An 11,409-nucleotide genomic window follows, 5' to 3' on the forward strand; every position below is an offset into this window, starting at 1 on the left:
GGTGGGAGGTGGGCGGCGGTGTCGCCCCTTCGGGGGAAACCCCGCCGGTGGGAACCGTTGTCGGCCCGGTGACGGTGCAGGGTGTGGCCCATGACGACACCGGAGACGGTCGACCCCGGGGACCGGCGCGCTCCCGCCCCGCACGCCGCGTGGCCGGCCGCCGGCACCCGGCGGGCGGAGGACCTCGACCGCCTGCCCGGCCTGCCGCGCCGGGTCGAACTCCTCGACGGCACCCCGAACTTCCCCGGCCCCCGGAACCTCTTCCACACCCGGGCCCTCCGCCCGGTGGGGACCTCCCTCCTCGCCGCCGTTCCCGCCGGGTGGGACGTACTGCACGGGATGACCGTCCGTCTCGGCCCCCGGGACCGCCCGGAGGTGGACGTGGTGGTGGTCCGGGCCGAAGCGGCGGAGGCACCGGACGTCACGTTCTTCGCTCCCGAGGACGTGCTTCTGGCCGTCGAGGTGGTCTCACCCGACTCACGGAGTCGGGACCGGGGCGTCAAACCGCGCAAGTAGGCGGAGGCGGGCATCCGTCACTTCTGGCGGGTCGAACAGGAGGATGACCGGGTGGTGGCGTACGTCCACGCACTGGATCCCGCGACGGGCTCGTACGTGCCCACCGGCGTTCACCACGAACGGTTGAAGGTGGACGTGTCCTTCCCCGTGGACATCGACCTCGGAGCCGCTCTGCGCAGGCGGTGAACACCGGGGAACGCCTCCGCGAAGCCTTGCCGAGCGTTCCCGGGCCTCCCCCGCCCCCGGAGCCCCGGCCGTCGCGTACAGGACCATAATGTGGAACGGGAATGACACCACCCCTCGAACAGGCTTACCTTCGGGGGGTGGCACGGCGTCGTGCGCGACACCGGGCTTCCCCTACTCGACGGCTTCCGGGCACCCCCGGATCTGCGACTTCCGCGGGAGGTTGGACGACTGTGGGCACCTCGACGGCATCGACGGCACACCGTGCGGGGATGGCCTACGGCCTGACCGCCTTCGGCATGTGGGGGCTCCTCCCCCTGTACTGGGCGCTGCTGGCGACCACCGGCCCGGCCGAGGTGCTGGCCCACCGGATGCTGTGGTCACTGCCGACCGCCGTGGTGATCCTCGCGATCGTCGGCCGGTGGGGGTGGATACCCGGGCTGCTCCGACAGCCGAAGCGGCTGGCCCTGGTGGCCGTCTCCACCTCGCTGATCACCGTCAACTGGTACCTGTTCATCTGGGCCGTCGCCAACGACCGCGTCATCGAGGCGTCCCTCGGCTACTTCATCAACCCGCTGATCACCATCGCCATCGGCGTGCTGCTGCTCCGCGAACGGTTGCGGACGGCACAGTGGGCAGCGGTGGGCATCGGCCTGCTGGCGGTCGTGGTGATGGGCGTGGCCTACGGCCGGGTGCCGTGGCTGTCCCTCGTCCTCAGCGTCACCTTCGCCCTCTACGGACTGGTCAAGAAGCGCACCGACCTCGACGGCCTGGAGGGCTTCAGCGCCGACGCCGCCCTCCAGTTCCTCCCCGCACTGGGCTTCGTGATCCTGCTGACCGCGCGCGGCGAGTCGAGCTTCGTCGCCGAGGGCGCCGGCCACACCCTGCTGCTGATCGGCAGCGGCCTGGCCACCGCGCTGCCGCTGATCTTCTTCGGCGCTGCGGCGGTCCGCGTCCCGCTCTCCACGGTCGGCCTGATGCAGTACATCGCACCGTCCACCATGTTCCTGCTCGGCCTGCTGGCCTTCGGCGAGGAGATGCCGCCGGAGCGGTGGATCGGCTTCCTGATGGTGTGGACCGCGCTGACCATCCTCACCTGGGACGTGCTGCGGCAGGCCCGCCGCTCGCGGGCCGCCCTGCGGGAAGCCGGGCGGGCAGCCGGGGCGCGGCTGGCCGAGAGCGCACCCACCGGCCCGCCGGAGGCGACGGCCGTGGCCGGCGGCATCCCGGCGGGGGCCGACGCGGGCGGTCCGGGAGGCGCCGGGACCGGCGCCGACGCCGGCTCGGCGGCGCAACGCGGTTGAGGCGCGGCGGGGGTGGGGCGGTCCGGATTTCAGCGACTCTCCGGGGTTTCGCGCACGACCGGAGGTCCGCTGAAAAATCGGCCTCTGCCTCGCCCTCTCGACCCCACCCCACCTGGACCTTCACAATGGGGTCCTCATCACCCCTGTGAGGGGTAGCAACCGGCGAAACCGTCCGTGCTGAGGGTCAGGTGGGGGCGGTCCTCATCACCCCTGTGAGGGGTAGCAACGGGCGGCGGCATACATGTGCCACAGGAAGTCGTGCGTCCTCATCACCCCTGTGAGGGGTAGCAACATGTCCACCTGCGCCTGGAGTTGCGCCACGTCCACGTGTCCTCATCACCCCTGTGAGGGGTAGCAACGGGGTGTCGGTCTCCTCCGGGAGTGTCGGGTCGAGGGTCCTCATCACCCCTGTGAGGGGTAGCAACAGGAGCTGCCACGCCTGCCCACCGGCCTCGGCGGCGGTCCTCATCACCCCTGCGAGGGGTGGGCCCCCGCCGCCGCGTGTCCCCCGGCGGTGTCGGTGGGGGGTGGGATGCTGGGTGGATGATGCTGTCGGACCTGGCACGGCTGCGCCGGACCCGTGACCTGATGGACCGCGACTACGCGGAGCCGCTCGACGTCCCGGCTCTGGCCCGGGTCGCCCACATGTCGCCCGGCCACTTCTCCCGCAGCTTCCGCGCCGCCTTCGGCGAGACGCCGTACAACTACCTCATGACCCGCCGGATCGAGCGGGCCAAGGCGCTGCTGCGGCGCGGGGACCTGTCGGTGACGGAGGTCTGCATGGCGGTGGGCTGTACCTCGCTGGGGTCGTTCAGCTCGCGGTTCACCGAGCTGGTCGGCGAGAGTCCGAGCGCCTATCGCGCCCGCGACCACTCCGAGGGCTCTGCGGTCCCACCCTGCGTCGCCAAGGTTTTCACCCGACCGGTCAGGAACGGAGAAGCCCGGCGGCCCCGTCCGGTCGTAGCGTGATCGGCATGGACATCAAACTCTCGCAGTGCTTCATCGCCGTCGACGACCACGACAAGGCGCTCGCCTTCTACCGGGACGCGCTGGGGCTGGAGGTGCGCAACGACGTCGGGTTCGAGGGGATGCGGTGGGTGACCATCGGGTCGCCGTCGCAGCCCGACGTGGAGATCGTGCTGGAGCCGCCGCTCGCCGACCCGAACGCCTCGGACGAGGACCGGCGGACCATGGCGGAGCTGCTGGCCAAGGGGATGCTGCGGGCCGTGATCTTCGCGACCGACGACTGTGACGCCACCTTCGAGCGCGTCCGGGCCGCCGGTGGAGAGGTGATGCAGGAGCCGATGGATCAGCCGTACGGGGTGCGGGACTGCGCCTTCCGCGACCCGTCCGGCAACATGATCCGCTTCACCCAGCGCCTCAAGGGCTGACCCCTCCGGCCGTCTGGGCCCGCCGTCCCCCGGTGCCCGCCGGCGTCCCGCGTTCGCGGGGCGGCGGCGGGCACCGGCGTGTTCCCGACCCCGGTCACCCCTCCCCGCCCCGGGCGCGGTGGGCGCGCACCTTGTGCCGGTTGCCGCAGTTCGCCATCGCGCACCAGCGGCGTCGGCCGGGGCGGGACAGGTCCAGGTACAGCAGTCGGCACCGCTCCCCCGCGCACTCCCGCAGCCGGTCCCCACGCGGTCCGCCGAGCAGATCCACGGCGTCCCGGGCGATCTCGGTCATCAGTCGGGGGACGTCCGCGCCGGGCGCGGCGATCCGCTCGTTCCCGGGCCCCAGCAGGGTGACCAGCGGCGGTCCGGCGGCGGCCTCGTTGAGCACCGCCCGGTCTCCGTCGGTCGGCGGGCCGATGGGCGGATCGACGGCTCCGGCCCGTGCCGAGGCCAGCCGCCACAGGGCGTCCCGCAGCCGCCGCAGGGCGGCGGGGTCGTCCGGCCCGACGGCGACCCCCGGGCGGGGGTCGAGCCGGCACTCGGCGACCCAGCGCCGCACGCCCTCGGGGGCGTGGAGGCTCTCGTACCGGTCGTAGGGGCCGGGCCCGCCGGTGATCAGCAACTCCAGGCACAGCGCCCCGGCGTCGAAGCGGTAGGGCGCACCGCTCGCGGTGCGCATCGCCATTCCGGTTGTGGCCTCCATCACGTAACCACTATAAAGGGTTACATGGATACCACGTGGAAAGTCGTCTTCGACGCCGACGACGCGAACCGCCTCGCGGACTTCTGGGCCGGCGCGCTCGGGTACGAGGTGGAGGACGTGTCGCCGCTCATCGAGAACCTGCTCGCGGCCGGCCACATCACCGGTGACGAGCTGGTGGAACACGGCGGACGCCGCACCTGGCGCGACTACGCCGGGATCCGGCACCCCGAGGATCCCGTCGATCCGCGCTCCGGCATCGGCCTGGGTCGTCGGGTGCTCTTCCAGCACGTCCCGGAGGCCAAGACGGTCAAGAACCGCCTGCACATCGACGTGCAGGAGGCGCACGGCGACCCCGAACGCCTCGCCGCCCTGGTGAGGAGACTGGAAGGGCTCGGCGCCCGGGTGCTGCGCGAGGTGGACCAGGGGCCGGCCGGTCGCTGGGTGATCATGGCCGACCCGGAGGGCAACGAGTTCTGCGCCACCTGACACCGGTGATGGCCGGAAAACGCCGTCTTCGCCGGGGTTTGTCCCCCGTCCCACCGGTCACCCGACCCGGTGTCGGCGGGATGTTCCCGGCGCGGCGAACGGTCGTGCCCGTCCCGCCGGGATCGCGAGGACCGACATGACCACCGTGGTGAAGGAAATGCTCGACACCTACCCGGCCGACCTCGGCGACGTGGACCGGGAGGCACTGGCCCGCTGCATCGAGGAGTGCGTGGCCTGCGCCCAGGCGTGTACCGCCTGTGCCGACGCCTGTCTGTCGGAGGAGAACCTCGGCGAACTGTCCAAGTGCATCCGCACCAACATGGACTGCGCCGACGTGTGCACCGCCACGGCCTCCGTGCTCTCCCGGCACACCGGCTACGACGCCCATCTGACCCGGGCGGTCGTCCAGGCCTGTCTGACCGCCTGCCGCACCTGCGCCGACGAATGCGAACGCCACGCGGAGATGCACGAGCACTGCCGGCACTGCGCCGAGGCCTGCCGTCGCTGCGAGGAGGCCTGCGAGGCCCTGCTGCTCCGCCTCGGCTGACCGGACCGTCGGGGTCCGGGATTCCCGTTCGGACGAGAACCCGGCCCTCACGCGGGAGAGGTGATCAGCCCCGGCCGGGGCCGTTCCGGAGGGCACGGCCCCGGGGGTGATCACACCTCGACGACCTCGTCGATCCGGGGCCCGCGGAGTGGGCGAACGGTCTCCTCCGACGAAGGCTCTCGCCGTCCGGGCCCGGCGGGCCGGACCTCGTGCAGTGGCCCACCGCCGTCACGGCGGAGCAGAACACGGGCCGCCTCCACCTCGCCCCGGGTCAAGGGATCGTCGGTCGTCCCGAAGTCGGCCACGAGCCCGCGAAACCGATTCATGGCCACCTCCCGCCCCGGCGTATCGGCCGGGCAGACGGAAACGCCCCCGGGCCCACGGTGGAGCGCGTGGTTTCGGTGAAGCCCCCGGAAGGGCCGACCGAGTACGTGCCCACGCCACCCGTACCGCTCGTACCGGCAGCCGGTGAGCGCTCGAAGCGTGGGTTCGTTCGCGGCCTCACAGGCTCGCGAGAAGGTCGTCGAACGGGGGCGGTGTCCGGTCCGGGGCGAGGGCCTCGACCAGAAGCCGGCCGTAGCGGATCTTGCGGCCCTTCCTGGTGCCGAGGAAGCGCCGCGCCTGCTGATGCGGGGACCGGTCGTGCTGGGCGGGTTGGTGCCGGAAGGTCTGCCAGGAACGGAAGTCGCCCTCGGCGCGGAAGATTTCCTCGACCCCCGGTATGCCGAGCGCGCGGAGGAGTTCGTCCTCCAGGTCCGCCCGGCACACGTGGATGTCCCGCAGCGGCGCTCCCGCCCGTCTCAGACCGCGTTCGTAGAAACCCCGTTCGCCCTCGTCGCACAGGCCCACCAGGCGCAGGCCGAGGCCGGGCGGCCCCAGGAGGGCGGCGTAACCACCGACGCTCATCGCCCCGCCCATCGGCACCACGCACACTCCCCCGGCCGCCAGGTCCCGGCCGCGTCGTTCGGCCAGTGCCTCGACGGCCGCGAGGTCGCTCAGTCCTTCCACGAGCACCGCGATCCGCACCCCCGAGCTTTCCGCCAGGTCGCGTGCCGGTCCCTCGGGGCCACCCGCCGCCCAGCCGGTGACCGCCTCCCGGAAAGCCCTCATGTCCGCCATGCGACGAGTCTGCACCTCCCGTCGCCCGCGTGGCACGGGGTCAACCGGATGATTCGGCGGCCTCGGAACCCGCGGCGGCCGGCGGACCCCGACCGCCCGGGCATCCGATTCCCGGGAGCGGTCACACCACGGGATCGGGCGTCCCGGCGGGCAGGCCCCGCGAGGAAAGGGGATCCCCGCCGTTCCCCACTTCCCCGAAGGGGGCACGAGGAGGGTCCGCCCCGACCGTCCTTCCGGCGTCTTCACCGCCACTCCCCCGGGATGGCCCGGTAGGGGCGGGTGACGACCTCGCGGTACGACAGGTGTTCGGGTTTCTCCCCGAGGTGGGTGACGATCCACTCGCCGGCCGCGTCGGTGGTCTCCGCCGTCGGGCCGGCCCTTCCGCACACCGCGCAGTGCACGGTGAAGGTGATCGCCTCGGCGTCCGGTTCGGTGTCCGGCTCGATGACGTACTCCCGGAAGCGGTGGACGGAGCGGCTCACCGGGCCCCCAACTCACGGAAGTGGGCCTCGACCGCCTCGGCCAACACAGCCTGTTGCCTGCGGAGTTCGGCGAGAGAAGACGGATCGGCGGGGCGGCACCCCTCCTCCGCCGGTGCCGGGTGGGGTGGGTGCGGGGAAGCCTCCGCCCCGTCGGTCCGGCGGGGCGAGGCGCGGTTCTCCTCATGCTCCGGCAGCACGTCACCGGACGGGACGGACGGAGGTTCGGGGAGCCCGGGGGAAGGGTTGTGAGCACACACGGAAATTCCTCTCCGTAGCGAAAGCACTACCAAGGGGAATCAGGGTCGCCTACCGTGAGGGCTCGCTCAACTTGCGTTTTCCGCTCGCAGAGATGGGATCCGCCATGGTGAACCGCAAGGAACTCGACCCCGACAGCTCCCCCTGCGCGGCCTTCGGGGAACGTTTGCGCAGACTGCGCGACGAGCGGGGGTGGACACAGGAGGAATTGGCCGAGCGGATCGGGTGCACCGGCACCCACGTCTCGGCCGTGGAAACCGGTCGCCGTCCTCCAACCAAACGTTTCGCCGCAAGTGCGGACAGGGCGTTCCGCACGGGGGACAGCCTGGAACGCCAGAGCATGGCCCTGCGTCAGACGGCCCTGCTGGAAGGGTTCCCGGAGTACGTCACCCACGAGGCACGGGCCGTGGAGCTCAGGCTTTACGAGGTGGGCGTCATTCCGGGGGTCCTCCAGACGCCCGAGTACACCTCGGCGCTCACCGCCCGCGCGGTCGAGCGAGGGGCGATCACCCCCGAGCAGGGAGAGGAACGTCTCGCGCTGATCGGGAAGCGCCAGGCGGTCCTCCAACGCACGCCGCCACCCCTGCTCTTCGTCGTGTTGGACGAGAGCTGTCTCAGAAGACCCGTGGGTGGACCCACCGTCATGGACGACCAGTTCGCCCGGCTGATCGACTTCGCGGCGCTACCGAACACCGTGCTCCAGGTCGCTCCCTTCGCGATGGGTGATCGCCGACCGCTCACCCTGCCGCTCTACATCCTGACGATGGACAATCGTTCGCTTCTCTCCTACGCGGAATCCGCACAACGTGGCCGGCTCGAACGGGAAACGGCCTCGGTGGTGGCGCTGTTGACTGCCTACCATCAACTACAAGCCGAAGCTCTCTCACAGGCGGCATCCGTGGACATGATCGAGCAGCTACGAAAGGGCATCTCGTGACGACCGAATCCCCGCTCTGGTTCACGTCCTCCCACAGCGAGAACGGCGGCGCCTGCGTCGAGGTGGCGGCCAATCTCGCCGGCTCCCTCGGCGTGGTTCCCGTCCGGGACTCCAAGCACCCCCAAGGTCCGGCGCTCGTACTGCCCGCCGCCTCGTTCGCCTCGTTCGTGACGGGGCTCAGGGCGGGCGGAGTCTGATCCCCCCGCCGCGCCTCCGCCCGGGCGCGCGGCGGCACTCGCCCGGGCCGGCCGGAAACCCTCCATCCGGCGCCCCGGGCGGGGAAACGGGCGGCGGCGCGACGCCCCGAAGCCCTACTGTGCTCGTTCGTGATCGACTCCCCCTCCCACCTCCGTGCCACGGCGCAGGCGTACGACGCCGTGGCCGTGCGGTACGCCGAACTCGTCCGCGACGCGCTCGACGGCCTGCCGTTGGATCGCGCGGTGCTCGCCGCCTTCGCCGAACTCGTGCGGACCGCCGGGGGCGGGCCCGTCGCCGACATGGGCTGCGGGCCCGGATGGGTGACCGCGCACCTGCGGGACCTCGGGCTGGACGCCTTCGGCATCGACCTGTCCCCGGCGATGATCGCCCTGGCCCGCGAGGCGTACCCGGACCTGCGGTTCGAGGTGGGTTCCATGCTCGCCCCGGGCCTCGCCGACGGCCGGCTGCGGGGCATCGTGTCCTGGTACTCGCTCATCCACCTCCCACCGCCGGAGGTGCCCTCGTACCTCGCCGGCTTCCGGCGGATGCTCGCCCCCGGCGGTCATCTCCTGCTCGGCTTCTTCGAGTCGGGGGGCGGGCCGGTGGCGGCGTTCGACCACAAGGTGACGACGGCCCACCGGTGGCCGATCGACGGCCTCGCGGCGTCGGCCCGCGAGGCCGGGTTCGTCGAGATCGGCCGGATGTTGCGGGAGCCGTGCGAGGGGGAGCGGTTCCGCCGGGGCCGGCTGCTGATGCGCAACGGCGAGCACCCCGGCTGACCCTCCGCCCCCGCCAAAGGGGCGCGGCAAGGAGGTCGTGCCCCATCGCCACCCCGGTCGGGCACCTCGCGGCCGATCGCCGCGTTCCCGACCGAAGGAGTCCCACAACGCCCCTTCACCACCCACGGCACGGGAGGCACCGGGCGCTTGATCGCCGCCATCGCCGTGGCGGCGGATCTCCCCCTCTTCACCACCAACCCCGACGACTTCAAAGGGCTGGATGGTCTCCTCACCGTCGTACCGGTCACCCGCCCCCGGGTGCCGCACGAGGGCTGACCGGGAACACGAACGCGCACCCCGGCCCCCGGAAGGACTCCATCCGTGACACCCGCCCCGGACGGTGGGCGTCACGGGTTTCCGCGCACACCGTGCCCGGCCGATACCCGCCCGCGTCCGATACCTGCCCGGTGAGCGGGATCTCGCGCCGAAGGGGAGACCACCGGGTGCTCGGAGTCATATCCTGATGACCTGTGAGAGGTTGCTCGCGTTGCCGCTACGCCCGCCCCGCGCACACCGGGCGCGGCCCGGGTTGCCGGTCGGCCGGTCGTGTCCGGTCCACCGGCCCGGCGGGGCGCCGTTGCCTGCGCCAGCGCGTGGCCGATCGCCGCATCACGCGCCCCTGGAGGAACGGGAGTTCACGATGACCCTGACGAGTGATCGGAGGGGGCCGGCGGAAGACCGTCGGGGGCCCGGTCCGTTCCCGCTCGTCGGTGACGGGGCGTGAAAAGCGGGGCCGGTGACCCGGGGGCGACCGAGGACGCCTTCGGGGAAGCCGACTTTCCGGAGGGGCCCGTGTCCCGGCCGCCGGAACTCCGGCCGGTGCCCGGGGAGCCGTTCCCGGTGCGCTCACGCCCTCCCCACGGGCCGGGTTTCCCCGGCCCTTTCCCGTCCCCGGCCCCCTCCTCCGGCAGGCACCGGGGCACTCCCGCGCCGGAGGGACCGGCCGGGTTGAGCGGGCCCGGCGTCCCGGCGGCCGGGGAGACCGCCGGGGGCCCCGGGGCCGCCCTCTCCGGCGGCGCGGACACAGCGGACGGAGGGACCCCCCGGGACGACGACCTCGCCCCGGCTCCCGCCGGCGGGGTGGTGTGCTGCAACTGCGAGCGCCGCACCACCGCGCCCACCCCGGTTCGCTACGTGCAGACCATGAGCGGACCGGGTTTCATCCTCTACGCCTGCCCGCAGTGCGTGTTGAGCGTGCCTCACGGCCCGCTTCCCGACGACGTGCCGTGAGGCCCCGGCCGGCCCCCGTCGAGGGGGTTCCGGGGCCGCGTCCCGCCGGGCGGCGGGGTGTGCCGGAGACCCGGCCCGGTGGATCCCGGTCGGGTCGCGGTGGCTCAGCCCTCCAGGGCGTCGTACGCGCCGTGCTCGTCCGCGAAGAGGCCGCCGCCGAACAGGCCGGGGAGGGCGAGGTCGTCCAGGGCGCCCGGCTCGTTGAGGTCCACGATCTCGGCGTCCGCCGGGGGCGTGAAGTCGAAGCTGCCGCCGGCCGGCTTCTCGTAGCTGATCCGGGAGAAGGCGATGTCCAGCAGCGGCCGGTCGGTGCCCTCCACGGTGACCGCCAGCGGCACGCCGGTCTCGGCGTCCACGGCGATCCGCACCGACTCCATCGCACCCATCGGGGTCTCGGCGGCGGCGGCGCGTGCCTCCTCACCGGTGGGGACGACCAGGATCTCGTACGCCTCCCGGCCGGCCACCCGGGCGGTGCCGTCCACGGTGATCTCGGCGTGCTCACCGGCCGCCTCCAGGAACTGGCGGGCCGCCTCCTGCGGGGTCAGGCCGCCCAACTCCTCGTGCGCTGCGCCCGGGTCGCGGTCCTCGTACTCCTCCAGGGCCGCCTCCCACTCCTCGCGCGGCAGGACGGCGTGGTAGGCGGTGTTCGAGGTGCCGTCGTACATCCACACCTCGCCCTCGACGTGGAAGACGCTGAACTCCTCGTCGCCCTCGGCGATGACCAGGCGCTGCCGCTCCGGGCCGTCCACGGCGATCCGCAGGGTGTTGTTGCCGGTGGCCAGCCCGGCCAGGTGGCCGGCGGGGCCGCCCATGGAGCGGGCCAGCTCGCTGACGCCCGGCACGTCGAACCCGCTGCGCACCCGGATCGTGCCCGAGAGCTGCTCGGTCTCGGACTCGACGATGCGCACCATGAGTTCGTCGACACCGACCTCCGGCAGCTCCGGTCCCCGCTCCCCCGCGAGCGCGGGGTACACACCGGCGCCGATCGCGGAGATCCCGACGACGACCGCCAGCGGAATCCCCACCCGACGCAGACCCGTCTTCGCTGCCATGATGCCCAACTCCCTCTCTCGGCGACCTCGTCCCCCGGTCGTCCTCCGAATAACCCCATTCCACCCCGGGAGGGGGATCACGGGCATCGGCCCCGGGTCGCGTTCCGGTGTCCTCCGTCGGGATGACCCCGACCCCCGGGGTGCCTCCCCGCCCCTAGGGGCCGTACCCGGTCGGCTCCGGGGCCGTTACCGTTCCGGGTCGGGGGCGGGGCCCGGTGGCTGTGTCC

16 protein-coding genes and 1 pseudogene are annotated in these 11,409 nt (G+C 72.7%); 12 read left to right on the forward strand and 5 right to left on the reverse strand.

The genetic code is table 11. The annotated features are described in order from the left end of the window. Positions 1-90 precede the first annotated feature (90 nt). The 5 genes from FOE67_RS06185 to FOE67_RS06200 all read left to right on the forward strand — a co-directional run bounded on the left by FOE67_RS06185 (position 91) and on the right by FOE67_RS06200 (position 3,394). Positions 91-516: a Uma2 family endonuclease gene (locus tag FOE67_RS06185; RefSeq protein WP_228473606.1), complete on the forward strand. Its 426-nt coding sequence runs from the start codon at positions 91-93 to the stop codon at positions 514-516. A 54-nt stretch (positions 517-570) separates the two neighbouring features. Next, positions 571-702, forward strand: coding sequence for a hypothetical protein (locus FOE67_RS29985; protein WP_267133304.1), 132 nt, complete (start codon positions 571-573; stop codon positions 700-702). 269 nt (positions 703-971) lie between these two features. Continuing rightward, positions 972-2,003, forward strand: coding sequence for an EamA family transporter RarD (gene rarD / locus FOE67_RS06190; protein ID WP_182661276.1), 1,032 nt, complete (start codon positions 972-974; stop codon positions 2,001-2,003). A 543-nt stretch (positions 2,004-2,546) separates the two neighbouring features. Next, positions 2,547-2,972: a helix-turn-helix domain-containing protein gene (locus FOE67_RS06195; protein ID WP_182661278.1), complete on the forward strand. Its 426-nt coding sequence runs from the start codon at positions 2,547-2,549 to the stop codon at positions 2,970-2,972. Between the two features lie 5 nt (positions 2,973-2,977). Next, positions 2,978-3,394 carry a VOC family protein gene (locus tag FOE67_RS06200; protein ID WP_182661280.1) on the forward strand — a complete coding sequence of 139 codons (417 nt, stop codon included), beginning with the start codon at positions 2,978-2,980 and terminating at the stop codon, positions 3,392-3,394. Between the two features lie 94 nt (positions 3,395-3,488). Here FOE67_RS06200 and FOE67_RS06205 read toward each other — a convergent pair whose 3' ends face one another. After that, positions 3,489-4,097: a CGNR zinc finger domain-containing protein gene (locus FOE67_RS06205; RefSeq protein WP_228473607.1), complete on the reverse strand. Its 609-nt coding sequence runs from the start codon at positions 4,095-4,097 to the stop codon at positions 3,489-3,491. Between the two features lie 24 nt (positions 4,098-4,121). On the opposite strand from FOE67_RS06205, the gene FOE67_RS06210 reads away from it, so the two are divergent. Beyond that, positions 4,122-4,583, forward strand: coding sequence for a VOC family protein (locus FOE67_RS06210; RefSeq protein WP_182661282.1), 462 nt, complete (start codon positions 4,122-4,124; stop codon positions 4,581-4,583). A 136-nt stretch (positions 4,584-4,719) separates the two neighbouring features. Continuing rightward, positions 4,720-5,130 carry a four-helix bundle copper-binding protein gene (locus tag FOE67_RS06215; protein WP_182661284.1) on the forward strand — a complete coding sequence of 137 codons (411 nt, stop codon included), beginning with the start codon at positions 4,720-4,722 and terminating at the stop codon, positions 5,128-5,130. A 501-nt stretch (positions 5,131-5,631) separates the two neighbouring features. Here the strand turns inward: FOE67_RS06215 and FOE67_RS06220 are convergent. The 3 genes from FOE67_RS06220 to FOE67_RS06230 all read right to left on the reverse strand — a co-directional run bounded on the left by FOE67_RS06220 (position 5,632) and on the right by FOE67_RS06230 (position 6,928). Next, complete coding sequence (locus FOE67_RS06220; protein WP_182661286.1) at positions 5,632-6,249, reverse strand: TOPRIM nucleotidyl transferase/hydrolase domain-containing protein; 618 nt, start codon at positions 6,247-6,249, stop codon at positions 5,632-5,634. Between the two features lie 242 nt (positions 6,250-6,491). Then, complete coding sequence (locus tag FOE67_RS06225; RefSeq protein ID WP_182661288.1) at positions 6,492-6,731, reverse strand: DUF7848 domain-containing protein; 240 nt, start codon at positions 6,729-6,731, stop codon at positions 6,492-6,494. After that, entirely contained in the window at positions 6,728-6,928 is a 201-nt protein-coding gene (locus tag FOE67_RS06230; RefSeq protein ID WP_182661290.1) for a hypothetical protein, read from the reverse strand. The genes FOE67_RS06225 and FOE67_RS06230 overlap by 4 nt, the downstream gene beginning before the upstream one ends. A gap of 164 nt (positions 6,929-7,092) precedes the next feature. Between FOE67_RS06230 and FOE67_RS06235 the strand changes: the two genes are divergently transcribed. From FOE67_RS06235 to FOE67_RS06255, 5 genes and pseudogenes are all read left to right on the forward strand, one after another. Next, positions 7,093-7,923, forward strand: coding sequence for a helix-turn-helix domain-containing protein (locus FOE67_RS06235; RefSeq protein WP_182661297.1), 831 nt, complete (start codon positions 7,093-7,095; stop codon positions 7,921-7,923). Further along, complete coding sequence (locus tag FOE67_RS06240) at positions 7,920-8,120, forward strand: DUF397 domain-containing protein (protein WP_182661292.1); 201 nt, start codon at positions 7,920-7,922, stop codon at positions 8,118-8,120. Before FOE67_RS06235 ends, FOE67_RS06240 begins: the two co-directional genes overlap by 4 nt. 129 nt (positions 8,121-8,249) lie before the next feature. Continuing rightward, positions 8,250-8,900 carry a class I SAM-dependent methyltransferase gene (locus FOE67_RS06245; protein WP_323384348.1) on the forward strand — a complete coding sequence of 217 codons (651 nt, stop codon included), beginning with the start codon at positions 8,250-8,252 and terminating at the stop codon, positions 8,898-8,900. A 147-nt stretch (positions 8,901-9,047) separates the two neighbouring features. Continuing rightward, a pseudogene (locus FOE67_RS06250) lies at positions 9,048-9,176 on the forward strand (VapC toxin family PIN domain ribonuclease); the annotation flags it as partial. A 672-nt stretch (positions 9,177-9,848) separates the two neighbouring features. Then, a complete protein-coding gene (locus tag FOE67_RS06255) occupies positions 9,849-10,130 on the forward strand; it encodes a hypothetical protein (protein WP_182661301.1) in 282 nt (93 codons plus the stop codon). A gap of 104 nt (positions 10,131-10,234) precedes the next feature. Here FOE67_RS06255 and FOE67_RS06260 read toward each other — a convergent pair whose 3' ends face one another. Beyond that, positions 10,235-11,182 (reverse strand): LolA family protein, encoded by a 948-nt coding sequence (locus FOE67_RS06260; RefSeq protein ID WP_182661293.1) that lies wholly within the window; start codon positions 11,180-11,182, stop codon positions 10,235-10,237. Positions 11,183-11,409: the final 227 nt, after the last annotated feature.

It is taken from the genome of Streptomyces calidiresistens, assembly GCF_014141525.1.
GTDB lineage: Bacteria > Actinomycetota > Actinomycetes > Streptomycetales > Streptomycetaceae > Streptomyces > Streptomyces calidiresistens.

What these genes read in the sequence shown, in the direction of transcription:
- FOE67_RS06185 (WP_228473606.1), top strand. Translation starts at nt 91, where the DNA reads ATGACGACACCGGAGACGGTCGACCCCGGGGACCGGCGCGCTCCCGCC.
- rarD (WP_182661276.1), top strand. Translation starts at nt 972, where the DNA reads ATGGCCTACGGCCTGACCGCCTTCGGCATGTGGGGGCTCCTCCCCCTG.
- FOE67_RS06195 (WP_182661278.1), top strand. Translation starts at nt 2,547, where the DNA reads ATGATGCTGTCGGACCTGGCACGGCTGCGCCGGACCCGTGACCTGATG.
- FOE67_RS06200 (WP_182661280.1), top strand. Translation starts at nt 2,978, where the DNA reads ATGGACATCAAACTCTCGCAGTGCTTCATCGCCGTCGACGACCACGAC.
- FOE67_RS06205 (WP_228473607.1), bottom strand. Translation starts at nt 4,097, where the DNA reads ATGGAGGCCACAACCGGAATGGCGATGCGCACCGCGAGCGGTGCGCCC.
- FOE67_RS06210 (WP_182661282.1), top strand. Translation starts at nt 4,122, where the DNA reads ATGGATACCACGTGGAAAGTCGTCTTCGACGCCGACGACGCGAACCGC.
- FOE67_RS06215 (WP_182661284.1), top strand. Translation starts at nt 4,720, where the DNA reads ATGACCACCGTGGTGAAGGAAATGCTCGACACCTACCCGGCCGACCTC.
- FOE67_RS06220 (WP_182661286.1), bottom strand. Translation starts at nt 6,249, where the DNA reads ATGGCGGACATGAGGGCTTTCCGGGAGGCGGTCACCGGCTGGGCGGCG.
- FOE67_RS06235 (WP_182661297.1), top strand. Translation starts at nt 7,093, where the DNA reads ATGGTGAACCGCAAGGAACTCGACCCCGACAGCTCCCCCTGCGCGGCC.
- FOE67_RS06260 (WP_182661293.1), bottom strand. Translation starts at nt 11,182, where the DNA reads ATGGCAGCGAAGACGGGTCTGCGTCGGGTGGGGATTCCGCTGGCGGTC.